This window comes from Jeotgalibacillus sp. 10bf12 (genome assembly GCF_055597105.1).
In genome coordinates this window covers 51,219-77,165 of sequence record NZ_CP200276.1, presented here as the reverse complement: position 1 = coordinate 77,165, position 25,947 = coordinate 51,219, and the positions used below count along the sequence as shown (strand labels likewise).

Sequence of the window (25,947 nt, the reverse complement as noted above, 5' to 3'; positions counted from 1 at the left end):
GGAGTTGTATTTTATAAAAAAATGTAAAATTTTTTGGTCATAAACACTGGTATGAAAAGACATTTTCAACTATCGGACTATCTATCTATTAAAAAAACATTTTATAACCGATATATATCATATACACTAGTATTATAAGATTTTACTTCAGTTACATAAAAAGGAGGAATTTTTACATAATGAAGAAAATCATTTTAAGTTTCACAATGTTTATGTTAGTTGCATCAATGTTCTTTCCAGGTCTGACCGCCGGAGCAGCAAGTGATATTAAGGGTCATATGTATGAGGCGGAAATCAGAGAATTAATGGCTCTTGGTGTGCTGACTGGATATGAAGATGGCACAATCAGACCCGAAAATGAAGTTACACGTGCAGAATTTGCAAAGATGGTCATTAAATCTCTTGAACTTGATGTAACGGTCGAAGGTGCGGAAGTTCATAGTGCTGCACTTAATAATATTACTTTTAAGGATGTATCAAGTGATGATTGGTTCTATGAAGTAGTCTCACTTGCAGTAGAATTAGGAATTGTAAACGGAGTAGGTAACGATATGTTCGCGCCGAATATGAAAATTACACGTGAACAAATGGCTTCTATGGTTGCAAGAGCATTGCAAGCTAAAGGAGTTAATATCAAAGTTGAAGAAACTGCTAAAATAAACTACAAAGACAATAGCTCAATTATGGCTGTTCACTTCAATGATGTCCGTATTCTCTCTCATTTGAAAATACTGGAAGGTTCTTATCAAGTGTTTTCACCGAAAGACAATTCTAAAAGATGGATGGTTGCACTTGTCATGCTAAGAGCAAGAGATCAGGTCTTTCCTCCTGTTGAAGAAGTAACTTTTGATGCTTCTTCAATAAAAGATGGAAAGACGAATGTGATAAAAAAGTTTAAAACATTTGCAGAAGCTAAGACTTTTGCTAAAGCTGACGCTGGCGCAACATTAGTGGAAAGTACTAATCGTGTCCTTTGGATGGAGAACGGGATTGCGGTTTCTAATGCATTCGCTACTGTTTATCCGTCAGACAGCCTTACTTATTCAGGTATTACACGTGATCAGTTCAGACCTTATGTAACGCTGAATACTGAGATGAAGTATCTGGACTCAACTGATAAATATGTAAAAGTGGAATTAGCAGGAGAAGTCGGCTTTGTAGACGCAAATGTTATGACACTGATTCCGCACCAGTTTAAAAAAGGTCAATCTTACTATGAAGTATCGAATGGTCAGCTTGTCCACAGAATCTTTAATCATTTCAACGAGTCATATACATCTACTGGCGTAATTGGTAAAGCACCTGCAGAATTTGCAGCTGGGGCGAAATATTATAGCTGGGACGGATCAACTTTTACAGATGCTTCAGGCAAAACTGTAACTGAATCGCATCAGTATTTTAACAAACTTCCTCTTCACACAGTGTCTAACTATACTGCTGAAGAGCTGGATAAATACCTTGCAGATAAGTTTCCATACTATGGACAAACTGCATATGGTAAAAAATGGATTAACAGTCCTCTTGTCGGAAGCGGGAAGTTCTACAAGGAAATGGAACAAAAGTATAAAATTAATGCACTTTATCTGATGGCACATGCGATTCACGAAAGTGCATGGGGAACAAGTAAGATTGCACAGGATAAATTTAACCTTTTCGGGTATGGAGCAGTTGATTCAGATCCTTACAGAGGGGCATATACTTATCCATCATTTAGAGAATCGATTGAAGATGCAGCAAAAAGAGTAAATACAAATTATCATACGCTTACAGGCTTTGCTTACAACGGTTCATTCCTTGGTAACAAATCACGTGGAATGAATGTAAGATATGCTTCAGATCCTTACTGGGGTGAAAAGATTGCCGGTCATATGTACCGTGCTGACCTTCATCTTGATAAAAAAGATTTTGGGAAAGAAACGTTAGGAATGACAACAACTGAAAATCTGGCATTTCGATCAGGCGCCGGTACAAATAATAAGTTATTATACCGATTGATTCCTGACAAGATCTCAGTTGTGATAAAAGGAGAAAGTAATGTATCAGGCGCCACATGGTACAAAGTTCAATCCGAGGACAAACAATATCAGGAAGCATTTGTTTTCGGAAAAGGCCAATTATTGGGCAAATACGAAGAGTATACCCGACTTCTCCCTGTAGCAAAATAATATGCATTAACTAGTCACTAAGAAGGATACTGTAGAAGAGCTCGGGGCTCATCACACAGTATCCTTTTTTTATGTTATATTATGAAAAGATATTTTACCTTTCATGCAATGAGGAGCGTAACAATGAAATCGAATTTTATACCTGTTTTAGGTGTGCCATTTATAAATACAACAAGAAAAAAGTTTGTAGATACGTTACATAGACATATGATCAACAATGAAAAGAAATTTGTCGTTACAGCAAATCCTGAGATTGTCATGCATGCCAGAGAAGATGCTGCATACAAAAAGTGTCTGGATAAAGCGGATTATATTACGGCTGATGGAATTGGTGTGGTGAAAGCCTCAGGGATAACCGGACAGCCTTTACTTGAACGGGTAAGCGGTTTTGATATCATGCTTGAACTTCTAGACATTGCAGATAAAGAAAACTTTAAAGTGTTCTTTCTCGGCGCTGCTGAAAATGTATTGACAGAAACGGTAGCAAGGGTTCAGTCAACATATCCGGGTATACAAATTGCGGGCAGCCGCAATGGTTTTTTTGATTGGAGCGATCCTGCTTTAGCTGACCAGATTAAACAGGGTGATCCGGATCTGGTACTTGTTGCACTCGGATTTCCGAGACAGGAGCAGTGGATCAGTGCCAATATTGATCAATTTGATAAAGGTGTCTTTATCGGGGTTGGCGGTAGCTTTGATGTATTTTCAGGTAATGTCAGAAGGGCACCTGACTTTTGGGTGAAGCTGAATATTGAGTGGCTTTACCGGCTGTTGAAGCAGCCATCAAGATTCAAAAGAATGCTCGTGCTGCCGAAATTCGCGCTTGTTGTCATTTTTAATAAGGTCTTCAGAAAAAATGAAAAGTAACTTTATTAAGAGTACGATTATTTTATCTGTCGCTGCCTTACTGTCGAAAGTACTCGGCAGTATTTTCAGGATCCCTCTTCAGAACATTGCAGGAGATGAAGTGCTCGGAATTTTTACACTTGTCTATCCTGTTTATATGGTTGCTCTAACACTATCTGTTGCGGGGATTCCAATCGCCATTTCAAAACTGATTGCTGAGGCGAGGGCTGAACAGGATCATGAGCAGATCCGGAGTATTTTTGTAACTTCGGGTATCCTGGCCAGCTTATTCGGTGTGTTAAGCTTTTTAATCATCTACCTTACTTCTGACCAGCTTGCTGCTGTACTTGGCGGGCCTTCGACTAAATTTGCTTTGATTATTGTTTCTACGACATTGTTAATCGCTCCTTATATGGCTGTATACCGGGGGTTCTTTCAGGGGCATGAGAATATGACACCAACTGCTATTTCCCAGGTAATAGAACAGTTGATCAGAGTGGGGATTATTCTTGCAGCAGCTTATTATATGGTAAGTCAACTTTACAATGATGAAGAAATTGCTGGTGGTATCATGGTGGGGTCGTTCATGGGAGCTGCCGCATCACTTATTTATTTGCGTATGCTTTACAACAGATCTTCATTCAGAACGGGAAAGAACTATACTTACAATTTACAAAAATTTAAGCGGACAAGTAAACTCATACTGAGGATCTCGATTCCTATCTGTGTGGGTGCGATTACAATGGCATTATTAAACCTGGTTGACTCCGTTACCATTCCAACAGCTCTTCGAATTTATGGAAGTGAGCAGGGGGAAATCAATTATTTATATGGCATTTATGGGCGTGGACTTGCACTCGTACAGATTGTGACAGTCTTTGCAACGTCAATCGTACTTCCGCTTATTCCGTCAATTTCAGGCTATCTTTCGAAGAAGGATCATGCAGGAGCAGAGAGAATGGTGCATCATACTTATTTTATGACACATCTCATTGCCTGGCCTTCTGCAATCGGGCTTGTGGCATTAACGTACCCGATTAACCTCGCCCTATTTACGAATATAGAGGGAAGCGGTGTTCTTGCAGTGATTTCCCTCAGCTCTGTTTTTACTGCGCTGACTGTCCTCGGAACGGGCATACTGCAGGGGATGAACCAGTCAAAGCTTGCTGCTTATATTATTTTAGGTGGAGCAGGACTGAAGATCGTGCTGAATTTCCTTCTGGTTAATGTCTATGGTCTGGCAGGTGCAGCTGTATCAACTGCAATTGTTTATTTTGTATTATTTATTGTAAATACTTATTTTATTAAAAAGTATGTTTCATTAGATTTCATTTCTGTTAAAAATGTGTTCATGATTGCTTCAGCTGTTACAATGGGTATTGTAATTGGTGTACCATCTTTATTATATAGTGTCTCAGACTGGACACGTCTGACTGCTTTGATCTATGTTGCAGCTGCGATTGTGGCAGGTGCAATAATATATGTTGTTTTATTATTCATGAGTAAAGTAGTGAATAAAAATCATTTGAGCAAAATTCCTTTAGTGAATCGTTTAAATAAAAGATAATCTCGATCCTGCCGGATGAGAAGTGTTAAGGGTGTGTAGTAGTTGAAAAAAGTTTTCATCGGAGTCATCGTTCTCTCGATTTTGTTAACCATCCCTTCTGTCTTTCAAAGAGTACAGATAGAAGAGGCTGCAAAAGAATATGAAGTTATTATTCCTTATAATATTGTTTCACAGTGGATAGAGAAAAATCCTTCGGTGGATCAGGAAACATTACTCGAGGAGCTGGCTGCAGCAGGAGTGAGATCCATCAGTATTGAACCTGATACGATCCGTACGCTTGAGAACAAGGGAGAGATCTCTGTTATCAGCACAAACCGGTTACGGGAGCATCTCTTAGTGAATCAGCTGGAGCCACTGGATGACTTTTTTGATCGTCAGGGCCTGTTTATCCATCGTTCAGGAGACATTAATTTTGAACAGATTGCTGGAGAATTATTTGAAGAAACCAGGTCTACAACGATTAACGAAGTTGACTATGTGTTTGTACCAGGTGCGGAAGAGACTACACTTTCCACTTCTACCGGCTATAATGAAGAAAATATTGAAGACATTTTGAATGCAGGGTTAAATGTGGTTCCTAGAGTATCTAATATATCGTCAGAAAATGAATTAGATAAGTTGATTGATCAGCTGGACAGTCTTCATAATGAAAACACGGACCAGGTATTATTTTCAGGTCAGCAGATTCCAGGTTATCCTGATATTCCTCAACTAAAAGAATATATGACGCAGCTACATGATGCGGGGTATTCAATTTTCAATATCGAATTTGCGGCACAGCAAGGCTTTTTGCAGGCTGCATACACAATGGATCTGGATGTGACAAGATTACATAGCGTCGGCTTAACAGAAGCTGAGCCATCCATTATCAGCGAGCGGATTACAAGAGCGATTAAAGAACGAAACATGAGAGCCATCTTTATCAATATGAGCAATGTAGATCTGAATGAAGAACCATCTGTAGTTATTGATGAATTAGAAGCCGTTCTGACAGCATCAGCTGAAGGCTTATCACAGTTTTCTCCTGGTGATCAGACACAGTTCGAAAAATTTGAAGCTGCTAAATGGCAGTTAGCTTCAGCACTCATCGGTGCCATAGCATTTCTGGCTTATGCTGCAGAGGTACTATTTAAAAGCCGCCGCTTTACATTTATCGGAACAGCCGCTGCATCTCTTATGGCAGCAACCTACCTGTTTCTTGAAATCAGCCTGATTCTGAAAGTGTTCGCGCTGGCACTGGCCATTACAGCACCTGTATTAGCCGTCCTTATGAATAAAGAAACAGCGTCTAAATGGTATCTGATAAAGGATTATCTAAAAGCAGTTATTGTCACCTTAACCGGGACCTGGCTTATCGTGGTACTGTTAAATGGAAGTCAATTTATATTAGGGATAGATGCTTTCAGAGGCGTGACACTTGTTTATTCAGTACCAATTGCAATCGTTATAGTATATGTATACTGGGAAAATAGACGTGGAATTTTAACTTCCGCAGTGAAGTATTGGCATCTGCTTCTGATTGGACTGGCGGGAGCGATTGCATTTTACTATATTATGCGTACAGGAAACAGTGGTACAGTATCTGAACTCGAATTACAGGCAAGAGTGTTACTTGAGCAGATGCTTTACGTCCGCCCGAGAACAAAGGAATTTTTACTAGGATTTCCTTTCTTCATCTTTGCCTTGTATATTATCAGATCTTACGGAAAGATAGGCTACTTCCTGCTGGTGCCATCTGTAATCGGGTTTTTATCAATGGTGAACACTTTCACCCATTTACACATTCCATTATCAATTTCGCTTCTCAGAACAACCTACAGTCTGGTTTTAGGATTCTTCTTTGGGCTTGTGCTGATTTATCTGTACAAGTGGATTGGTAAGAGAGTATTTTCGATATTAAAAGCGAGGTGGCAGGGTTGAGAATAGTATTATCCGGATATTATGGATTTGATAATGTAGGAGATGAAGCTATTCTCTATGCCATTATCCATGCATTAAAAGAGTATCATCCTCAAATTATTATTACGGTATTATCCAATAACCCTCAGCAGACTTCAGTTGATTATGGGGTAGAAGCGGTCAATCGCTGGAAACTAAAAGAAGTCTATGACGCTTTAAAACAGTCAGACGGATTAATTAGCGGAGGAGGCAGTCTGCTTCAGGATGAGACAAGCTCGAAAAGTATCCCATATTATGCCGGGGTCATAAAGATTGCGACATTTCTGAAGAAGCCTGTATTTGTATACGCACAGGGGATGGGTCCTTTCAAAAATAAATTGAACCGCTGGCTTGTCAGACATACTCTACAGTCAGTCACTTTACTGACTGTAAGAGACATACAGTCAAAAGAATTGCTTCAATCGATTGGTATCACGCGTACAATCGACATTGTGCCTGATCCTGTGATTGGAATTGATACATCTGCTTTTCAAAGTAATTGGAAAGCGCTGATGGAATTAAATGATCCAATCCTATCTGTATCAATCAGAAAGTGGTCAGATGATTTAAACTACCTGAATAAAGTAGCAGAGGCTTTAGATGAACTTTCATTAAAAGGGTATCGCATCGTCCTGGTCCCGATGCATGGTGAACATGACTATAAGACATCAAAAAAGGTTGAATCGATCATGAAACAGCCTGTACTGATATCAGATGCTGACAGTTCGATTCAGGAGAAAATCGCAATTATAAAATCTTCAAGTATACTGATTGGGATGAGGCTGCATGCATTAATTTTTGCGAGCATAACCTCGACACCTTTTGTCGCATTATCCTACGATCCGAAAGTAGATTCATTCGCAGCAATCGTTGACCAGAAAGTTGTTGGAAATGTCAATGAGCAGAACTGGACTGCTGAAGACATTGTACAATCTGTAGAAACACTTCAAACCAATCACCAGACAGAGGTAACAGCGCTGAATGAGAAAGTGATTCCTTTAAAGAAAACGGCTAAAAATACAGCGTTAAAGGTGATCGATTATTTAGCAGCGCCTTATAAATAGAATTTCAACAATCAATCAGAGCACTTTTTAAATCCCGGAGAAACGGTTTTAAGAGTCTAAGACACTCAATGTCTCAGGCTCTTTTTTATTTCCATCCTCTATGATTTCCTCAATCAATTAATAGAATAAAAACTATTTTCCTATTACGCACTCTGTTAAAATTAAACTAAATGTAAATATTGTTACGATTGTATTAAGGAGGATTTTATTTTGAGTAAAAAATTTATTGCAGCAATCTTGGCTGTTGCGATTTTACTGCCTGTGTCAATCATCGTCATCACCAATCTTGTCTCAGAGGATTCAACGGCAGAGAATAAAACAGACACAAATGATGTAATTAAGAATTATCAGGTACCTGAAAAGAATCCTGAACTGGATCCTGATGGGTATGATGTAGTTGTCGTAGGTGGTGAGCCTGAAGGTGTTGCAGCTGCAGTATCTGCCGCCAGAAACGGTGCAAAGACTTTATTAATAGAAGAAAGAGAAGGTCTTGGGGGTCTGATGACTTTTGGGATGCTCAATTTCATTGATATGGTTCAGGGGCCTGATGGTAACAGTGCGGTAGAAGGGATTTTTAAAGAGTGGCACGAGCTTGTAGGCGGGGATAGTGCTTTTGATGTCGAACTGGCGAAAGCTGCTTTTTTAAAGCTTGTCCAGGACGAAGAAAACCTAACTTTAATGACGAATACAACTGTCGAGGATGTCATGCTGGACAATCAGACAGTGACAGGTCTTGAAGTGACAGATCACGAATCATCTCAGAAAGTGTCAGGGAAGCGGTTAATTGATGCTACTCAGGATGCGGACATTGCGGTTATGGCAGGGGCTCCCTATTATACAGGCGGAGAGGATATTAATCTGAAAGACAGACTCATGGCTGTCACATTAATGATCCACCTGTATGATGTCGACTGGGCAGGAGTGCGGCAGGCTGTAGAAGAAGAAACATTCGGCTATGCAGCGATGACTGACTCAGTAGCCTGGGGGTTTAGTGAACTTCACTATGAATATGAAACGAAAGAAGAAAATACACGTCTAAGAGGATTAAACCTTGCGAGGGTAATAGGAGAAGAACGAGAAGAATTCTATATTAATGCACTTCAGCTCTTCGGTGTTGACGGCCTGAATGATCAGGAGCTGGAAGACGCGATTGAAAAAGGAAAGCGTGAAACGGATCACATTGTAGAATATCTGCGAAAAGAACTTCCAGGGTTTGAAAACGCAAAGGTAGCAAGTTATCCGGAAGAGTTATACGTAAGAGAGACAAGACATGTTAAAACAGAATATATACTGCCAATGTCTGATATCTGGACGAATCGTGATCATTGGGACGGCATAGGTATGGGCGGCTACCCTGTCGATATTCAGGCAACTTCACTGAACGATTATGGCACAGTTGTATCGAGTCCGGATCAATTTGCGATCCCATTCCGTTCGACAGTTCCATTAGATATTGAAAACATGCTTGTCGTGAGCCGTTCAGCAGGGTATTCTTCTATCGCAGCAGGCAGTGCCCGTATTATTCCAACAGGCATGGCTGTCGGGGAAGCCGGTGGTGCAGCAGCGATCCAGTCAATTGATAATGATATGACCTTTAGAGAGCTGTCTGGAAATCAGGAGCAGATCTCGCAATTAAGAGAAACACTGCAGTCTCAGGGGGCACTAGTTGATTCATTTGATTTATCCTATCCTTATGAAGGTGAATGGTTTGATGAAGCAGTTCAGCACCTGATTGATTATGCGATTGTAGCTGGCGGATATGATAATGACCTGAAGGTGGATGATGACTTATCGGCTCAGCATTTTATCAGACTGCTTTCCAATGGGGCTGAAAGAGCAGGAGACGGTGTCGATCAGACAACGCTCGATCTCCTGACAAAAGTACAATCGCTTGAAGACTATGATGCTGAAGAAGTGCTATCAAAAGATAAAGCCGCTAAATACATTGTGTTGGCATTTGCCGGTGAGGAAGTATCGGAAGAGGCAAGCTTTGAGGCAGTTCAGCAGCGCGGTTTGATTGATGAAGTACTCTTAGAAAAGCTTGGGGATAAAGAAACACTGTCGAGAGCTGAAGGATATTACTGGAGTTCTTATCTGATTAGAACCCAAATACAAGAATAACTCAAAAGCGATTTGCTGGTCCGTCAGCAAATCACTTTCGCTTAAATGAGGCATGACTTGAAAGGAGTTTCACATGAATTTTGTTAAGGGCATCTTCCGCTTTCTATTCAGACACATTGAACTGCCCATTTTGACTTCTTTTCTTCTATTTAAAATGTTTTATTTTGCAAAGGAAGTCGGCATTCATTTTCTTTCCCAAAAGATGCTGATGTTGTCAGTCGGTTCAATTATTCTATTATATTGTATCAGCCTGTTATTTAAGAGAATAAACAGACTGGTCGCTATTGGTGTCATCAGTTTAATCGGATCTTTTGTTGTGTATGCTGATCTGATTTATTTCAGGTATTTCGGGGATTTTATTACCACGCCGGTTCTCAGTCAGTCTAATCAGGTTGGCGGAATTACAAGCAGTATTACAGAATTAATGAATCCAATAGATATTCTATATTTTCTTGATGTGATCCTGCTGCTCATCATTGCAGTAGTGCTGAAATTCAAAAAGGCTGAGCAGCGGATCGCCTGGAAAGAACGGTTTGCATTATTTGTTGTAGCTGCTGCAGTTGGTACGTATCTGGTTGCTACTCCAATTCAGGACTATATTGATAAATACGGAACAAATATTTTTATTAATACGTGGTCGAATGTATCGGTCTATAACGTGACTGGTCACTTAGGATTTCATCTGTTCGAAACGCAAAAGTATATCCGTGAACAGGTGATCAATAAACCGGTTCTGGCTGAAGGCAGGGATGATGAACTCGAAAGATTTCTTGAGGAACATCAATCACCGCATCTGATTGATACGGAATTCTTTGGTGCAGCTGAAGGAATGAATGTAATGATGATTCAGCTGGAATCTTATCAAAACTATGTCATTCAAAATGAGGTGAACGGGCAGGAGATTACACCTCACTTAAATGCATTGATTGATGAATCCTATTATTTTTCCAACTTTTATCATCAGGTTGCACAGGGCAGAACATCTGATGCAGAGTTCCTGACAAATAATTCATTATACCCGTTACCAACCGGCTCGGTGTATGTAAGAAATCCAACAAATTCCTTTGATTCAATTCCCGGGATTTTAAACAACCATAATTATTATACAGGGGTCTATCATTCATATGATAAAAATTTCTGGAATCGTTCTCTGGTTTATGACAACTATGGGTTCGATACATTCATGGGTCAGGGGGATTTTGAAGAAGGACAGAAAGCAGGTCCTTTTGATTCTCTTGGAGATGAGGAATTATTCCTCCAAATGATCGAGGACAATAAAGATCAGCAGCCGTTTTACAAATTCGCTGTCGCCCTGACAAGTCATCATCCATATACGATGCTGCCATCTGAACATCGTACGTTAGATGTCGGGTCGTTTGAGGGGACAATATTTGGGAATTATCTGCATTCCACTCATTATGTAGATTATGCTGTAGGGCAGATGATAGATAAATTGAAAACTGAAGGTTTATGGGACAATACGGTATTGATCCTTTATGGGGACCACGACAGTGGACTGGAGTTCACTGAGGAACAGGCAGCTGCACTTGGTGTTGAGTCTGATGAAATCTCAAGAATGGCGATGAAAGATCAGGTGCCTCTGGTGATCAGAGTACCTGGTACAGATGAAGGTGAGACGTTCACACACAGTACAGGAATGATTGACGTTGCGCCGACGATTCTCCATCTGCTGGGGATTGAAGATGATACGAATCATCTCGGTACACCTGTTTTTACGATGGAAGATCAACTTGTACCGTTCAGATATGGCTCCTTTAAAAAAGGTGATATGTACTATCAGGCATCACTCGATGGTGTATTTGAGAATGGATCCTGTTATGATATCTCAGGTCAAAAAGAGTTAGACCTTGAACAGTGCAGGGAAGGAGCGGCTCAGACCAGAGAACAGCTCAGATTTTCAGATGACATTATCACCCATGATTTTTTAGCAGATGAAGAGTAAGACTTAAGATTCAATTAACGCCTATATGGGTATAGATTACCATGTGCTTTGTCAGTCAGACAGGCTATACTAATGGAAAGCAAAAAGAATGTTTCACTAAAGCGAAACTTTTAATGATCATTAATCGTCTATTTTGAGGACAAGTTGAAAAAATACATTGCCACAATCTTGAAGCTGTGTTATCAATATATAGAGCAAATTTTATTAGAAGTGAAGGAGGTTTGTTTCAATGGCTTTTTTAGGATTATTGATTGCGTTTGTAGCCTCGTTTGTGTTGACACCATTTGTAAAGAAATTTGCAATCGCAATCGGAGCCACAGACAAGCCTGACTACAGGAAAGTTCATACTAAAATCATGCCGCGTCTTGGCGGACTCGCCATATATCTCGGATTTGTAATCAGTGTTTTGATCATCCGCCCTGAAGGCGTGTATGACTGGGCGATTTTCCTTGGTGGGACGATTATTATTATTACAGGTATGGTGGATGATCTGTTTCAGATCTCACCAAAGCTTAAGCTTCTCGGTCAATTTGCAGCTGCACTTGCAGTCATCATTGCAGGAGATATTCAGGTTAACTACATTAACCTTCCATTTGGCGGTACAATCGAATTTGGTATCTTTGCGATTCCGCTGACTGTACTCTGGATTATCGGTATTACAAACGCTGTTAACCTGATTGATGGACTAGATGGTCTTGCAGCGGGTGTATCAACTATCGCATTATTAACAATCGCCGGAATGGCCGCAATTATGGGTGATTTATATGTCACGCTAATGGCGTCAATTCTTGCAGCAAGTGCAATTGGTTTTCTTTATTATAATTTCCATCCGGCAAAAATATTCATGGGAGATACTGGATCGCTCTTTCTCGGCTTTATGATTTCAGTTTTTGCGCTCTTAGGATTCAAGAACGTAACAGTGATTTCGCTGGTTATTCCAATCTTAATTCTTGGTGTACCGATCTCAGATACATTCTTTGCAATCGTAAGGCGCTTACTGAACAAGCAGCCGATCTCAGCGCCTGATAAGTCGCATTTACACCACTGTCTGCTGAACTCAGGGTTTTCTCATAAAGAAACGGTCCTGATCATTTACGGCATTGCGATTATGTTCAGCTTATCAGCATTTGTGTTCTCACAGTCAACGCTGTGGGGTGCGATTATCGTCATTATGCTGACACTGCTCTTTATTGAGTTTGTTGTAGAGAGTATTGGATTGCTTGGTAAGGATTATAAGCCGATTTTGAGGTTTGTGAGGAGTATTAGTAAATAAAATAAAAAGCTGGAGCCATTACACTTGATGATATGCTCCCTTCGAAGTAGACAGAGAAATAATAAAAATTCTCTACTACTTTGAAGGGGGCATTTTTGTGTCTAAAAGGACGACTGGTCATACATTAGATGAAAAATTAAAAGCAGTGTTATCTATCTTAGAGGAGAAGAAGTCGGTGGGTGTGGTCTCAAGAGATTATCAGATCACTGAAAAGACCTTCAGAGATTGGATTCGTAAATATCAATCAGATGGCATCGACGGATTGAAGGAATCGAAGACCTGGAAAGCGTACTCCCAAGAATTGAAACGACAGGCAGTGGACTATTATCTGGCGGGTCAAGGGAGCCTCAGTGAGACCTGTGCTCGTTTCAACATCTCAACCTCCTCTGTCTTACGAAGGTGGATAAAGCGTTACACTAGTGGGAGAGACTTGAAATCCACTAGTGAGGGGAATAAAAGATGAGTACAGGACGTAAGACAACACTACAGGAACGGATAGAGATCGTCCAATTCGCAATCGCCCACGACCTTGACTATCACAGGGCTGCAGAGAAATATCAGGTCTCGTATCAACAGGTCTATGGATGGGTACGGAAATATCAGGCTGACGGAGAGACGGCACTTCACGATCGCCGCGGGAAATCCCTGGAGTCTAAGCCGGACCTGACAGAAGTAGAGAAACTGAAGCTCCGCATCAAAGAACTGGACCATCGTAATCAATATCTTGAAACGGAAAACGGCCTCTTAAAAAGCTGAAGGAGATCGAAAGGAGGGACAGAATGCGCGAATAGGCAGTCATCTACATCGGTTCCAGGCGATCCATGAGTACCATGAGGAAACGAAGGCGCCGATCCAACTACTCTGCCAACTGGTCGGTGTCTCGCGATCCGGTTACTACAAATGGCTGAACCATACGCCGACTGACCAAGAGGAAGAAAATGAATGGCTACTCGGAGAAATCAAAAAGATATTCAACAAGCATCAGGGGATTCTGGGCTACCGGCGGATCACAATGTTCATCAACCGCCAGTTCAAAAAGCAGTACAATCGCAAACGGATCCGTCGCCTGATGATCAAGCTCAGACTGAAGTCTTTCATTCGCCAGTCAAACGGCTACTGTACGAAGACCAGCTATGTCAATATCGAAGATAACATCTTGAATCGCGCGTTCACAGCGAGTCAGCCCAACCAGAAATGGGTGACGGACATCACGCACCTCCATTATGGTCTTGGGAATAAGGCTTATTTGAGTGTGATCAGGACCTGTACGACGGGTCCGTCGTAGCCTATCAGATCGGTCACTTCAACAACAACGCCTTGGTAATGGACACCCTGAAGGCAGCCATCGAAGCGAACCCAGACGCGACTCCCCTACTCCATAGCGACCGTGGGTCACAGTATACCTCGAAGGAATACCGCTACATCACGACAGAAGCAGGGATCACGCGCAGTATGTCTCGCGTTGGGAAGTGCATCGACAACGCGCCGATAGAGAGCTTCTTCGGGCACTTCAAATGTGAAAGGTATGAATTGAAACAGTACAAGAGTTATGAAGAATTGGTCAACGACATTGATCAATATATGCGGTTTTACAACGAGGGACGTTATCAAGAGAAATTAAACAACCTGGCACCAATGGAGTATCGGTACCAGGCCGCAGCGTAGTGCTAACCTTTTTCTTTTTTACTGTCTACTTGACAGGGCGCAGTTCATGATGTGTAATGGCTCCAGCTTTTTTGTTTGGATAACCGGTTCGCTACGCTACAGGCGGACGCTTTCCGCGGCCGGGCAGTGAGCCCCTTACATGCTTCGCATTACAGGGTCTCACCTGTCCCTTTTCCGCCGCTGGAGTCGCCGCCTTACGCTGCGCTTACCTCAATTTTTTCGTATACAACTATAACATTGCTCTGTTAGATGGAGCTTAGGAACAGAATCAAGAAGTCGTCAGTGCCAGTTCCTGTTTCAGCTGATCCTGCACTTCATTAATCTTCTCATCCGGTACAACATAATAATAAATATCGTTAATGTACTGACCGCTGCCGCCATCAAGTGTCGTCTGCTGGACGCTTCCTGCAGCAGAGCGGTACTTCGACTGGATATCCATCAGCTGATCAAAAGAAAGATTCGTCTTTACGTTAGAGCCTAATGCGTTAAAAATATCTCTGAAGTTCACCAGTGAATTCACACTTGCGCCTTCACGGATAATGCCCTGAATCACCTGGCGCTGTCGTTCCTGACGGCCAAAGTCTCCGTTTGGATCTTCATAGCGCATTCTTGCATAAGCCAGTGCCTGATCACCATCCAATGTAATTTCACCAAGCGGATAACTATATCCATTCTGACTGAATTCAAGTCCATTATTCACAGTTACACCATCTACTGCATCAACAATATCCTTAAAGCCTTCCATATTCACACGGACAAAATAATCAATTGGAATATCGAGCATATTCTCAACTGTATCCATTGCAAGCTCAGTGCCGCCAAAGGCATATGCATGATTGATCTTGTCCATACCGCGCCCTTCAATGTTTGTGTAAGTATCACGTGGAATACTGAGCAGCTTTGTTTCTTCAGTCTGCGGGTTAACTGTCATCACAATCATTGTGTCCGATCGTCCGGAATCTCCTTCGCGTTCATCTACACCAAGCAGCAGGACAGAAAAAGGATCGCGTTCATCAAATCTGACTTCCTCCATCCGTTTTTCAGATACTTCACGTTCAATCGGTTCATGCATTTCATTCGTCGCACTCGTCAGTGACTGGTACACAAAAAAGACGTAAGCTCCTGCTGCTAAAATCACAAATCCCAGAATGCCAAGTGACCACTTCAATACGCGTTTTTTCTTTTTCTTACGTTTTCTGCGTTCCATTAAAACTTCCTCTTTTCATTCATTATTGTTGGTCTGAGCTGACAAAGTAATTGACGATCTGTTCTCCCCATAACGTGCGGCCTTCTTCAGTCGGATCATTTTCCTCATCAAGCAGTGCTGAGAGTTCAGCGCCGGCCGGCCATTCACTCCAGTGATCAATATATTCAATCTCTGATCCTTCGATGGCTGCTTTCACTGCTTCAGCCTGTTCAGTGTAAATGGCTGCATCGGCAAGTGGCTGTGATGGAAGAACAAAAACATCTGCTTCAGGATATGACGTATTAAAAGCATCTACCATCTGATTTAAAAAGAATAATTGATCATCAATTGACCACAGGCCGTTGTCATAGATTGTCGAAGCTTCAAATACGATCAGATCAGCATCTGTGAATCTATCATCCTCTGAAAGGTTATCTGCCCAGTAATCTGACGTTTCATTATAGCTGAAGGTTTCAAACTCTAAAGTCAACGGAGCGTATTGTTCTGTCATGGCGGCTTCAAGCGCTGTTGCCCAGTTAGGTTCAGCAATGGCTGCTGATTCAGTTGCAGCAAGTACAACCTTGACCGGTTTACCGGACGCGAGGTGGCTGTTCAGCATCTCCTGCGTATCTTCCGGCAGGTTAGCGGCTGGTAAAGCTGAATCTTCTTCAACCATTTCAAGATCTGTTTCTTCAGCCGGCTCTTCTTCAGTTACATCGGCTACAGCAGCCGGTCTGACTTCATGAACTTCCTCAAGCTTTCCCTGCCAGCTCTGGTAACCGAGGAATAAAAATGCTGCTGTTAAAATAATCGAAACGATAAATAAAATCTTCTGCACATCAAAAACTCCTTTAGCGGCTTTTATCACACTTATTGCCTATTATATAAAAGAAATGACATGAAAAACACTATTCATTGAAATAATTGCAAAAAAATTGTCACACTTTACCGATTTATGAGAAACATATGCTATAATCGAGTAGTTATTTTTACTATCTGATAGGAGGCACCAAAAGAAATGGAAGAAACCATTAGTCTGAAAGAATTATTTAACACGCTTAAAAAACGTTTAATGATGATCATTTCAATTGCCCTGCTTGCTGTAGTTGCAGCAGGTATACTCTCTTTCTTTGTGATTACCCCAATGTACCAATCCACGACACAGCTGCTTGTGAACCAGGAACAGACAGAGGCTGCGAATGTGCAGGTATCTGATATCCAGGCGAATCTGCAGTTAATTAATACATATAGCGGCATTATCAAAAGTCCGGCTATTTTAGAACAAGTATCTTCTCAGTTAGATAACGACCTGACAGCTTCTCAGCTGAACAGTAAAATCACAGTAGGCAATGAGCAGAATTCACAGCTTGTGAATCTGACAGTTGAGGATGCGGATCCTTATCTTGCAGCAGAGATTGCCAATGTAACTGCTGAAGTGTTCCAGGCGGAAATTGTTGACCTGATGAATGTCAATAACGTGAATATTCTTTCACCTGCAGTTGTATCTGATAACCAGTCTCCGGTCAGCCCGCAGCCATTTCTGAATATGGCCATTGCACTTGTTGTCGGTTTAATGGTTGGTGTCGGCATTGCCTTTTTACTTGAATATCTTGATAACACGATCAAAAGTGAACAGGATATCGAACAGCAGCTTGAACTTCCTTTACTTGGTGTGATCGGTTCAATGGATAATAAAGAAATGGTGAAAGCGATCAATACAAATGCACAGCAGCCGCAGACAAGAGCAAGGAGTGAGCGATATGGCAGCTAAGAAAAAGAATCAGACGAACAGTCACAGCAGAAACCTGATCACCAAGCTGAATCCAAAGTCTGTGTCATCAGAGCAGTACCGCACGATCAGAACGAATATTCAATTCTCAGCAGTTGACAGTGCGATCCAGACGATGATTGTCACTTCAAGCGGACCAGGGGAAGGGAAGTCAACAACCGCTTCTAATATGGCGATTGTATTCGCGCAATCCGGTAAGCGCACACTGCTCGTTGATGCAGATATGAGAAAGCCGACAGCGCACTATACGTTTAATGTGTTAAATACACATGGTCTGACGAATCTTCTGACAAAGCAGAACTCACTGGATGAAGCGATCCAGGGAACAGATGTCAATAAGCTGGACATTCTCACATCAGGTCCGGTTCCGCCGAATCCATCTGAGCTGCTCGGCTCAAGAGGGATGGACGCTTTTCTTGAAAGTGTTAAAGAAGAATATGACATTGTGATTTTTGATACGCCGCCGGTACTGGCTGTAACAGATGCACAGATTCTTGCCAACCGATGTGACGGAGCAATCCTTGTCATCAGGTCTCAGGTTGCGGATAAAGAGAAGGCACTTAAAGCAAAAGAACTGCTGCAATCTGCGAATGCAAGAATTCTCGGTGCGGTGTTAAACGATAAGAAAATGGATACAGGGGACGACTACTATTATTACTACGGTAACTAAGAAGTGAGGTCAGAGTATGATTGATATACACTGCCATATCCTGCCCGGTGTGGATGATGGCGCGCAGGAATATGAAGATGCACTGAAGATGGCTGATCAGGCAATCGGGAACGGGATCACAGATATCATCGCAACCCCCCATCACCAGACGAGAAGGTTTTATAACGAGGCGTCACAGGTGGAGCGTGCAGTCAGTGAATTGAATGAATATCTGCAGAGTCATGGGCGGAAGTTGAAGATCCATCCAGGTCAGGAGATCAGGTTGTACGGTGAGATCATACAGGATTTTAAGGAAGGGCTGAATCTACCGCTTCAATCAAAAACAAATCCCTATGTACTGATCGAATTTCCATCCAGCCAGGTGCCCGTGTTCGCTGAACGAACGATTTACGATCTGCTTGTCGCAGGGTACCGGCCAATCATTGCCCATCCGGAGCGAAACAGTGCCATCATTGAAAATCCTGATAAGCTTTATCAGCTGATTAATCAGGGCGCGCTCAGCCAGCTGACAGCAACAAGTGTGGCAGGGGCATTCAATAAAAAGGTGCAAAAGTTCTCTTTTGAACTGATTGAGGCGAATCTTGCGCATTTTATTGCGTCTGATGCGCATAATACGGCTGAGAGAGGCTTTGCGATGCAGAAGGCTTATGAAATCGCAGATAAGTCACTCGGAGCGACTGATGTATTTAAATTAAATGCTGAAGCAGTGCTAAAGGGGGGAATGGTCAGCGTACACCCCCCATCTGAAATTAAAAAGAAAAGCTTTATAAAGAAATTACTGACCATTTGAACGCATGAGACAAGAGTCCATGCGTTTTTATCTTGCTATTTTCCCATATTTACATAAATATAAACCAAAAAATACATAATTCTCTTCGAATTGTCTATTCAACTTCCATAGATTGTGATATTATGTTACAAGATTCGAAATTAAAAACACGAAAAAAGATTGAAAATGTCACAATTCATTAAAATAAAACAGGAAAATAGAATGATTTGAGTTGGGAAAATTCCTGATCTGTTGCAGTCATGTAACAGATCTTTTACGGAGGTGCAGACAATGAGCTATCAGAAGAGACTTGCAGGGTTAATGTCAATTGATTCATCTATTGTAATTTTGTCGATCTTTATCAGCTATTATTTCTTCCTTCCTTTTGGCGATTTATACGAGATGAGTAATGACCAGAATATGAATGTGCTGGTAATCAGTTCAATGCTATTGCTTGTGACTCATCATATCTTCGCTCACGTCTTCGGTTTGTACAAAAGAGTATGGCAATATTCGAGCCTGAATGAACTGATGGGGATTGTTAAAGCAGTCACACTGTCCATTCTGGTTGTTGCAGCGTATCAGCTGATCTTCTCAAGCTCACTGTATACAAGAACCTTACTCATCACGTGGATGCTCCACGTCCTCTTACTCGGTGGTGTCAGATTCAGCTGGCGGATGTACCGCGATACATATTTCAGACCCGCACATGAGCGCAAGCGCACACTGATCGTCGGTGCCGGTGCTGCAGGCTCATTTATCCTGAAGGAACTGAAGCAGAATCCGAATGCTGAGCTTCAGCCGGTTGGGTTCATTGATGATGACCAGACGAAGCATCATCTTGAAATCCACGGTGTACCGGTCTTTGGCGGTGTGGACTGTATTGAAGAGACAGTTGAGAAGCAGGGGATTGAACATATTATTATTGCCATTCCTTCACTTGAACGGGCTGGAATCAAGCGGATATTTGAACAGTGTTCAAAGACAAACGCTGAGACCAAGATCCTGCCATTATTCGGAGACTTGGCATCCGGACGGATTGAAGTCAATGAAATTCGTGAAGTACAGGTTGAAGATTTACTCGGTCGTGATCCGGTCGAACTGGATATGAAAAAAATCTCAGAAGATTTAACAGGTAAGACGATCCTTGTAACGGGTGCCGGTGGTTCGATCGGCTCAGAAATCTCCCGTCAGGTGTGCAGGTTCTCTCCATCAAAACTGATCTTACTTGGTCATGGTGAAAATTCTATCTATAAGATAGACATGGAACTTCGCAGTCAATTCGCTGATCAGATTGACATTGTGCCAACGATTGCAGATGTACAGGATGGCGACCGTATCCTGGATGTCATGAAAGAACATAGGCCTGATGTTGTTTATCATGCAGCAGCACATAAGCACGTACCATTAATGGAAGCCAATCCATTTGAAGCGGTTAAAAATAATGTCTTCGGTACAAAGAATGTGGCAACAGCTGCACATGAAGCAGGGGTGGGACACTTTGTACTTGTCTCTACTGATAAAGCAGTAAACCCTCCTAACGTCATGGGGGCAACGAAGCGTTTTGCTGAAATGATTATTCAGAACCTTGCTGAAGAGAGCCATACAGTTTTTGCAGCGGTTCGATTTGGAAATGTATTAGGCTCACGCGGAAGTGTCATTCCATTATTTAAAAGACAGATTGCAGCGGGCGGTCCTGTCACGGTGACTGACCCAAGAATGACGCGTTACTTTATGACAATCCCTGAAGCATCCCGCCTGGTGATTCAGGCAGGTACACTCGCCCGCGGCGGGGAAGTATTTGTGCTTGATATGGGAGAGCCTGTGAAGATTGTGGATCTGGCGAAGAACCTGATCCGGTTATCCGGTTATACAGAAGAAGAGATTCCACTTAAGTTCGCTGGTATGCGTCCTGGTGAGAAACTGTATGAAGAATTGTTAAATGAAGATGAAGTACAGGATAAGCAGGTATTTGAGAAGATCTTTATTGGAAAAGCGGTTCCGGTTTCGAATGTTGAGATGGAGCTTTTGCTAAGAGAGATTGAGCATTCGGATGAGGCGCAACTGAAGGAGATTTTGATTGGGGTTGCGAATCGGAAGAATGTGGAGCGGTTGAAGGTTAAGAGTAGTTAAGTATTAAATTAAATTTTAAACCCGAAAAAAGTTTATAGTACCTTAGTTAACTGATAGAAACAACAGTCTCCATATACTCTTGGAGACTGTTGTTTCAAATGAGTTATTTAAATGAAGTTCGAATGTAATTCTGAGGAGTGGAAATCGATGTACAGTAAGGTAAAAAGATTAACTGATATTTTTCTTTCTTTAATAGGAATGATTATCTTATCTCCTATTTTTTTAATTTTAATAATTGCAATCAAGGCAGAATCTAAAGGTCCAATTCTTTTCAAACAGAAAAGAGTCGGTTTGAATAAATCGCATTTTAATATTCTTAAGTTCAGAACAATGAGAATTGACACACCTAAAGATACACCAACACATTTACTTGAAAACCCTGAGCAATACATTACTAAAGTAGGTAAGTTTCTCAGAAAAACGTCATTAGATGAGTTGCCACAGATTTGGAATATCTTTGTTGGTGAAATGAGTATTATTGGTCCAAGACCTGCGTTATGGAATCAGTATGATCTTATTGCTGAGAGGGATAAATACGGGGCAAATGATGTGTTACCTGGATTGACTGGGTGGGCTCAAATTAATGGACGCGATGAGCTTCCGATTGATATCAAATCTGCTTTGGATGGAGAGTATGTAAGTCAGATTAGCTTTAGTATGGATGCGAAATGTTTTTTTGGGACGATTGTGAGTGTTGTGAAGAGTGACGGTGTTGTGGAGGGTGGACCTTCTAGGATGGCTGAGAGGGAAGATGCTGCAAGTAGGGAGAGATCATCCAAGTGAAAAAAATCTTAGTTACCGGTAAAAATGGGTACGTAGCTACAAGTCTCAAAAATTGGTTAGAGAGAGATAAATATAAAGTAGACCTTATTAGTGTTAAAGATAATCTGTGGAAAGAATCAAGCTTTTCGGAATATGATGTAGTCATACATGCAGCAGGTTTAGCTCATATTAAAGAGACAAAAAAAAACTCAGAGCTTTATTATAAGATTAATAGAGATCTAGCATTTGAGGTTGCAAAAAAATCCAAAAGCGATGGGGTAAAACAGTTTATTTTTCTCAGTTCTATGAGTGTTTATGGCATGAATTCAGGAGTGATTAACCATAGTTCTTCTTTAAAACCAAATACTAATTATGGGAAATCAAAGCTTCAAGCTGAAGAATTGATTTCAAGATTAAGCTGTGAAGAATTTATTGTTGCCATTATTAGACCACCTATGATCTATGGAAATGGGTGCAAAGGTAACTATACAAGGTTATCTAAACTGGCAGTAAAAACTCCTATTTTTCCAAACATTAAAAATCAAAGAAGTATGATTTATATAGATAACTTTTCTGAGTTTATAAAGCTTATTATTAACAATTATAGTTATGGAATATATTTTCCACAAAACAAAGAATACGTAAGTACAAGTGAAATGGTTGGATTAATAAGTGCAAATCACGGTAAAAATATTAAATTCACTTCATTTTTCAACCCATTAATAAAATTATTGAAGTTAAGTGTCGTAAGCAAAATGTTTGGTAGCCTAGTATATGAAAAACAATTGTCTGAACATGCAGATTGTTATCAAGTATATAATTTTGTGAGTTCTATTGAAGAAATTGAAAAAACGAGATTTTGATAAAGGAAATGATAATGTGAGTATTAGATCATATAAGAATATATGGGTTTTTCACCCTTACGCAACACCTCCGACTATGAATGGATTTACAAGACCATATAATTTCGGTAAAAACGCAGGTGAAAAATATAATTTTACAATATTCTCATCTTCGTATCTTCACTTTTCAGATATTAACCTTATTAATAATAAAAAAAGGTATATTGTAAATAAAGATACAGAGTTACCATTTGTATTCGTGAGAACAACTTCATCTAATAATAATGGTTATAAAAGAGTATTAAATATGCTTGACTTCTATTTCAACATTTTTAAAGTAACAAAAGAATATATAAAAAATCATAACAAACCAGATTTAATTATTGCGTCGTCTCCCCACCCATTTGCTATGATTGCTGGAATAAAAATTGCAAAAAAATATGGGGTTCCATGTATTTGTGAGGTTAGAGATTTTTGGCCAGAAGTATTTTTCATGGGAGGGAGACTAAAAGAAAATACTTTACTTGGTAAAATGCTACTGCGAGTAGAAAAATGGATTTATAAAAACGCTCATGCAATAATTTTTTTAAAAGAGGGCGATATAAATTATTTGCATGAAAAAAAATGGAGTACAAATCAAGGTGGAGTAATAGACATTAGAAAATGTCATTATATAAATAATGGAGTAAACATTGAAGAGTTTAATAAACAAATCAATCAAAATATACTAAATGATCAAGACTTAACTAGTGATAAATTTAACGTGATTTATACCGGGGCAATACGTCCGGTTAACAATGTAGGAAACCTCTTAGATGTAGCAAAGATACTGATTAGCCATAAAAATATACAATTTTTAATATATGGTGAGGGTAACCAGCTATCTGAACTTAAAAGACGTGTTAAAGATGAAAGTATAACCAACGTTAAAATCAAGGGTTATATAGACAAGAAGTATATACCATATGTTTTAAGTAAATCCTCTGTGAACATATTAAATTATTCACAAACAAATTATAACTGGTCCAGAGGTAATAGTTCAAATAAACTCTTTGAATATATGGCATCAGGAAAGCCTATAATTTCAACAGTAAAAATGGGTTATGATCCTATTGAAAAATATGGGTGTGGTGTTTCAATAGAGAAAGACACTCCCAATGAGTTGGCTGACGCTATTATGCATATAAGTAATATGTCAATTTACGACTATAATGAAATGAGTCGAAACTCAAAAAGTGGTGCTCAAAACTATGATTACAAGTTACTAACTCAAAAATTAATTTCAGTTATGGAGAGTTTAAGATAATGTTAAAACAAGTTAGCTCATTATTAAATGAATATGGATTAGCATGGACTATTAATAGATCATTATATTCAGCTAAACTTAAAATGATGTCAAGCATTCCGGCTACAGAAAGCTTCTTTGAGAAAAAGGTCGAAGTTAAAAAAATTGAATTATTTGATTTTGAAGTGGAAACAATAAAAAGTTTCTTAAATGAACTCCCAAAAGAAAAAAAAACTGAAATAATATTAATAGCTAATAAAGCTGTAAAGGGTATTATTACGGGCTTTTCTTCAATAGATTTAGATTATGGGAATCCTATTAATTGGCATTATAATCCCCTCACTAGAAGCGAAAGCAAAAAAGATGTTAAGTGGTACAAGGTGCCCGACTTTGATAAAGATCGTGGAGATATTAAAGTTATATGGGAAGCATCGCGATTAACACATTTTTTCTATTTAACTAGAGCTTATTTAATCACTGGAGATGTCAAGTATTATAATGCATTCTCTAATCAATTAAATCATTGGTTAGAAAGCAATCCATATCCATATGGGGCTAATTATAAATGTGGACAAGAATGTACTTTAAGAATGATAAATACACTTATGGCTTATTCGATATTTAAGAAATGTGGAATTGTCACAAACTCAGATAAAGAAAACGTAGAAAAATTAGTAGAGGTTTGCTATAAGAAAGTTTTATCAAACTTTTTTTATGCACATAAATGTATTCAAAACAACCATACTTTTACAGAAATTTCTGGATTAATTGTAGGGTCATGGTGCTGTGGAGACACAAATGGTGTTAAAAAAGCGTATGAATTATTAGATAAAGAAATTATAAAGCAATTTGAACCAGATGGTGGTTTTACTCAATTTTCATTTAACTATCACAGATTTACGTTACAAATTATAGAATGTGTTTTTAAGATGAGTGAAAAAACTAATGTACATATTAATGAAAAAGAACGAATAAAGAATAGTGTTAACCTCTTATATCAAGTTCAAAATGATGATGGAGATCTTCCTAATTATGGATCGAACGATGGAGCCTTGATATTCCCTGTAACTTCATGTAGTTATCGGGATTTCCGGCCAGTTCTAAACACTGTGTACGCACTCATTGAAGGTAAGAGGCTTTATAAAAAGGGAGATTACGACGAAGAATTACTATGGTTTAAACATGATACAGAACTTCCAATAGAAAACTTAGATCGGAAAACTTCTGCTTTTATTGATTCTGGGTTTTATAGTTATAGACATAATGACGGTTTCTTAATGACATGCATTCAAAATTATAAATCTAGGCCGGCACACATGGATCAATTACATTTAGATTTATGGCATAGAGGAATCAACATTTTGTGCGATAGTGGAACTTATTCTTACGCCAGTGAATTAGGTAAAAAACTTTCTTCTACCATAGGTCATAATACAGTTAAGGTAAATGGTACGGAGCAAATGAATAAAATAGGAGCATTTTTAGTTACAGATTGGACGAAACGACAAAATATTCTATTTCACTCAAATAAGTTTAGTGGTACTATGGTTTCTAAAAATGGTTATCAGCATACAAGAAATATTCAAAAAAATAATTATGGATATTCAATCAATGATGAAGTAATCGGAAAAGGTGACTATTGTGAGTTTCGTTTTCACACACCATGTGAAGTCAAAATAGTTTCGGATGGATTTGAACTATATCATGATTCACAAATTATTTGTCATATAAAATGTAATGCTGATTTAAAAATAGAAAATTCATTTCGAAGTTTATACTACTTAAAAAAAGAAGAAATTAACTGTGTGTATGCAAGAGTTGCTCTTAAAAGTGATAAGTGTGAAATAGATTTTGAAATAAATTTAGTTAATTAGATTGGCGTTATAGCAAGGCGGCAAAAAAGGAGAAT

Annotated in this window: 18 protein-coding genes and 1 pseudogene; 17 read left to right on the top strand and 2 right to left on the bottom strand. The window is 39.8% G+C overall.

The annotated features are described in order from the left end of the window. Window positions 1–179: 179 nt before the first annotated feature. The 9 genes and pseudogenes from DH10bf12_RS00340 to DH10bf12_RS00300 all read left to right on the top strand — a co-directional run bounded on the left by DH10bf12_RS00340 (window position 180) and on the right by DH10bf12_RS00300 (window position 14,602). Window positions 180–2,165 (top strand): S-layer homology domain-containing protein, encoded by a 1,986-nt coding sequence (locus DH10bf12_RS00340; protein ID WP_471736645.1) that lies wholly within the window; start codon window positions 180–182, stop codon window positions 2,163–2,165. Window positions 2,166–2,288: 123 nt separating this feature from the next. Then, window positions 2,289–3,032: a WecB/TagA/CpsF family glycosyltransferase gene (locus DH10bf12_RS00335; protein ID WP_471736644.1), complete on the top strand. Its 744-nt coding sequence runs from the start codon at window positions 2,289–2,291 to the stop codon at window positions 3,030–3,032. Further along, on the top strand, window positions 3,022–4,578 hold the full coding sequence (locus DH10bf12_RS00330) for a putative polysaccharide biosynthesis protein (protein WP_471736643.1): 1,557 nt from the start codon (window positions 3,022–3,024) through the stop codon (window positions 4,576–4,578). The genes DH10bf12_RS00335 and DH10bf12_RS00330 overlap by 11 nt, the downstream gene beginning before the upstream one ends. 42 nt (window positions 4,579–4,620) lie before the next feature. Next, window positions 4,621–6,498, top strand: coding sequence for a DUF5693 family protein (locus tag DH10bf12_RS00325; protein WP_471736642.1), 1,878 nt, complete (start codon window positions 4,621–4,623; stop codon window positions 6,496–6,498). After that, complete coding sequence (csaB, locus tag DH10bf12_RS00320) at window positions 6,495–7,580, top strand: polysaccharide pyruvyl transferase CsaB (protein ID WP_471736641.1); 1,086 nt, start codon at window positions 6,495–6,497, stop codon at window positions 7,578–7,580. The genes DH10bf12_RS00325 and csaB overlap by 4 nt, the downstream gene beginning before the upstream one ends. A 210-nt stretch (window positions 7,581–7,790) precedes the next feature. Beyond that, entirely contained in the window at window positions 7,791–9,701 is a 1,911-nt protein-coding gene (locus DH10bf12_RS00315; protein WP_471736640.1) for an FAD-dependent oxidoreductase, read from the top strand. 73 nt (window positions 9,702–9,774) lie between these two features. Continuing rightward, window positions 9,775–11,664, top strand: a complete 1,890-nt coding sequence (locus DH10bf12_RS00310) for an LTA synthase family protein (RefSeq protein ID WP_471736639.1) — start codon at window positions 9,775–9,777, stop codon at window positions 11,662–11,664. 229 nt (window positions 11,665–11,893) lie between these two features. Beyond that, window positions 11,894–12,937: a glycosyltransferase family 4 protein gene (locus DH10bf12_RS00305; protein ID WP_471736638.1), complete on the top strand. Its 1,044-nt coding sequence runs from the start codon at window positions 11,894–11,896 to the stop codon at window positions 12,935–12,937. 97 nt (window positions 12,938–13,034) lie between these two features. Then, window positions 13,035–14,602 (top strand): annotated as a pseudogene (locus DH10bf12_RS00300) (IS3 family transposase). A 268-nt stretch (window positions 14,603–14,870) separates the two neighbouring features. Here DH10bf12_RS00300 and DH10bf12_RS00295 read toward each other — a convergent pair. Together DH10bf12_RS00295 and DH10bf12_RS00290 are read right to left on the bottom strand one after the other, a co-directional pair. Next, the gene (locus tag DH10bf12_RS00295) at window positions 14,871–15,809 is read right to left on the bottom strand and encodes an LCP family glycopolymer transferase (protein WP_471736637.1); all 939 of its coding nucleotides are present in this window, start codon (window positions 15,807–15,809) and stop codon (window positions 14,871–14,873) included. Window positions 15,810–15,831: 22 nt separating this feature from the next. Next, window positions 15,832–16,626, bottom strand: coding sequence for a hypothetical protein (locus DH10bf12_RS00290; protein WP_471736636.1), 795 nt, complete (start codon window positions 16,624–16,626; stop codon window positions 15,832–15,834). A gap of 180 nt (window positions 16,627–16,806) precedes the next feature. Between DH10bf12_RS00290 and DH10bf12_RS00285 the strand changes: the two genes are divergently transcribed. The 8 genes from DH10bf12_RS00285 (at window position 16,807) to DH10bf12_RS00250 (ending at window position 25,912) form a co-directional block, all read left to right on the top strand. Continuing rightward, complete coding sequence (locus tag DH10bf12_RS00285; protein ID WP_471736635.1) at window positions 16,807–17,559, top strand: YveK family protein; 753 nt, start codon at window positions 16,807–16,809, stop codon at window positions 17,557–17,559. After that, complete coding sequence (locus tag DH10bf12_RS00280; RefSeq protein WP_471736634.1) at window positions 17,549–18,247, top strand: CpsD/CapB family tyrosine-protein kinase; 699 nt, start codon at window positions 17,549–17,551, stop codon at window positions 18,245–18,247. Before DH10bf12_RS00285 ends, DH10bf12_RS00280 begins: the two co-directional genes overlap by 11 nt. A 16-nt stretch (window positions 18,248–18,263) precedes the next feature. Then, on the top strand, window positions 18,264–19,037 hold the full coding sequence (locus DH10bf12_RS00275) for a tyrosine-protein phosphatase (protein ID WP_471736633.1): 774 nt from the start codon (window positions 18,264–18,266) through the stop codon (window positions 19,035–19,037). 270 nt (window positions 19,038–19,307) lie between these two features. Next, window positions 19,308–21,149, top strand: a complete 1,842-nt coding sequence (locus DH10bf12_RS00270) for a polysaccharide biosynthesis protein (RefSeq protein WP_471736632.1) — start codon at window positions 19,308–19,310, stop codon at window positions 21,147–21,149. A gap of 147 nt (window positions 21,150–21,296) precedes the next feature. Then, on the top strand, window positions 21,297–21,932 hold the full coding sequence (locus tag DH10bf12_RS00265) for a sugar transferase (RefSeq protein ID WP_471736631.1): 636 nt from the start codon (window positions 21,297–21,299) through the stop codon (window positions 21,930–21,932). Continuing rightward, window positions 21,929–22,774 (top strand): NAD-dependent epimerase/dehydratase family protein, encoded by an 846-nt coding sequence (locus DH10bf12_RS00260; protein ID WP_471736630.1) that lies wholly within the window; start codon window positions 21,929–21,931, stop codon window positions 22,772–22,774. Before DH10bf12_RS00265 ends, DH10bf12_RS00260 begins: the two co-directional genes overlap by 4 nt. Before the next feature lie 16 nt (window positions 22,775–22,790). Beyond that, the gene (locus DH10bf12_RS00255; RefSeq protein ID WP_471736629.1) at window positions 22,791–24,059 is read left to right on the top strand and encodes a glycosyltransferase family 4 protein; all 1,269 of its coding nucleotides are present in this window, start codon (window positions 22,791–22,793) and stop codon (window positions 24,057–24,059) included. Then, window positions 24,059–25,912, top strand: a complete 1,854-nt coding sequence (locus DH10bf12_RS00250) for a heparinase II/III domain-containing protein (protein WP_471736628.1) — start codon at window positions 24,059–24,061, stop codon at window positions 25,910–25,912. The genes DH10bf12_RS00255 and DH10bf12_RS00250 overlap by 1 nt, the downstream gene beginning before the upstream one ends. The last annotated feature ends 35 nt before the right edge of the window (window positions 25,913–25,947 follow it).

Coding starts and splice junctions, on each gene's coding strand:
- DH10bf12_RS00340 (WP_471736645.1), top strand. CDS start 180: ATGAAGAAAATCATTTTAAGTTTCACAATGTTTATGTTAGTTGCATCA.
- DH10bf12_RS00335 (WP_471736644.1), top strand. CDS start 2,289: ATGAAATCGAATTTTATACCTGTTTTAGGTGTGCCATTTATAAATACA.
- DH10bf12_RS00330 (WP_471736643.1), top strand. CDS start 3,022: ATGAAAAGTAACTTTATTAAGAGTACGATTATTTTATCTGTCGCTGCC.
- DH10bf12_RS00310 (WP_471736639.1), top strand. CDS start 9,775: ATGAATTTTGTTAAGGGCATCTTCCGCTTTCTATTCAGACACATTGAA.
- DH10bf12_RS00305 (WP_471736638.1), top strand. CDS start 11,894: ATGGCTTTTTTAGGATTATTGATTGCGTTTGTAGCCTCGTTTGTGTTG.
- DH10bf12_RS00295 (WP_471736637.1), bottom strand. CDS start 15,809: ATGGAACGCAGAAAACGTAAGAAAAAGAAAAAACGCGTATTGAAGTGG.
- DH10bf12_RS00285 (WP_471736635.1), top strand. CDS start 16,807: ATGGAAGAAACCATTAGTCTGAAAGAATTATTTAACACGCTTAAAAAA.
- DH10bf12_RS00280 (WP_471736634.1), top strand. CDS start 17,549: ATGGCAGCTAAGAAAAAGAATCAGACGAACAGTCACAGCAGAAACCTG.
- DH10bf12_RS00275 (WP_471736633.1), top strand. CDS start 18,264: ATGATTGATATACACTGCCATATCCTGCCCGGTGTGGATGATGGCGCG.
- DH10bf12_RS00270 (WP_471736632.1), top strand. CDS start 19,308: ATGAGCTATCAGAAGAGACTTGCAGGGTTAATGTCAATTGATTCATCT.
- DH10bf12_RS00265 (WP_471736631.1), top strand. CDS start 21,297: ATGTACAGTAAGGTAAAAAGATTAACTGATATTTTTCTTTCTTTAATA.
- DH10bf12_RS00250 (WP_471736628.1), top strand. CDS start 24,059: ATGTTAAAACAAGTTAGCTCATTATTAAATGAATATGGATTAGCATGG.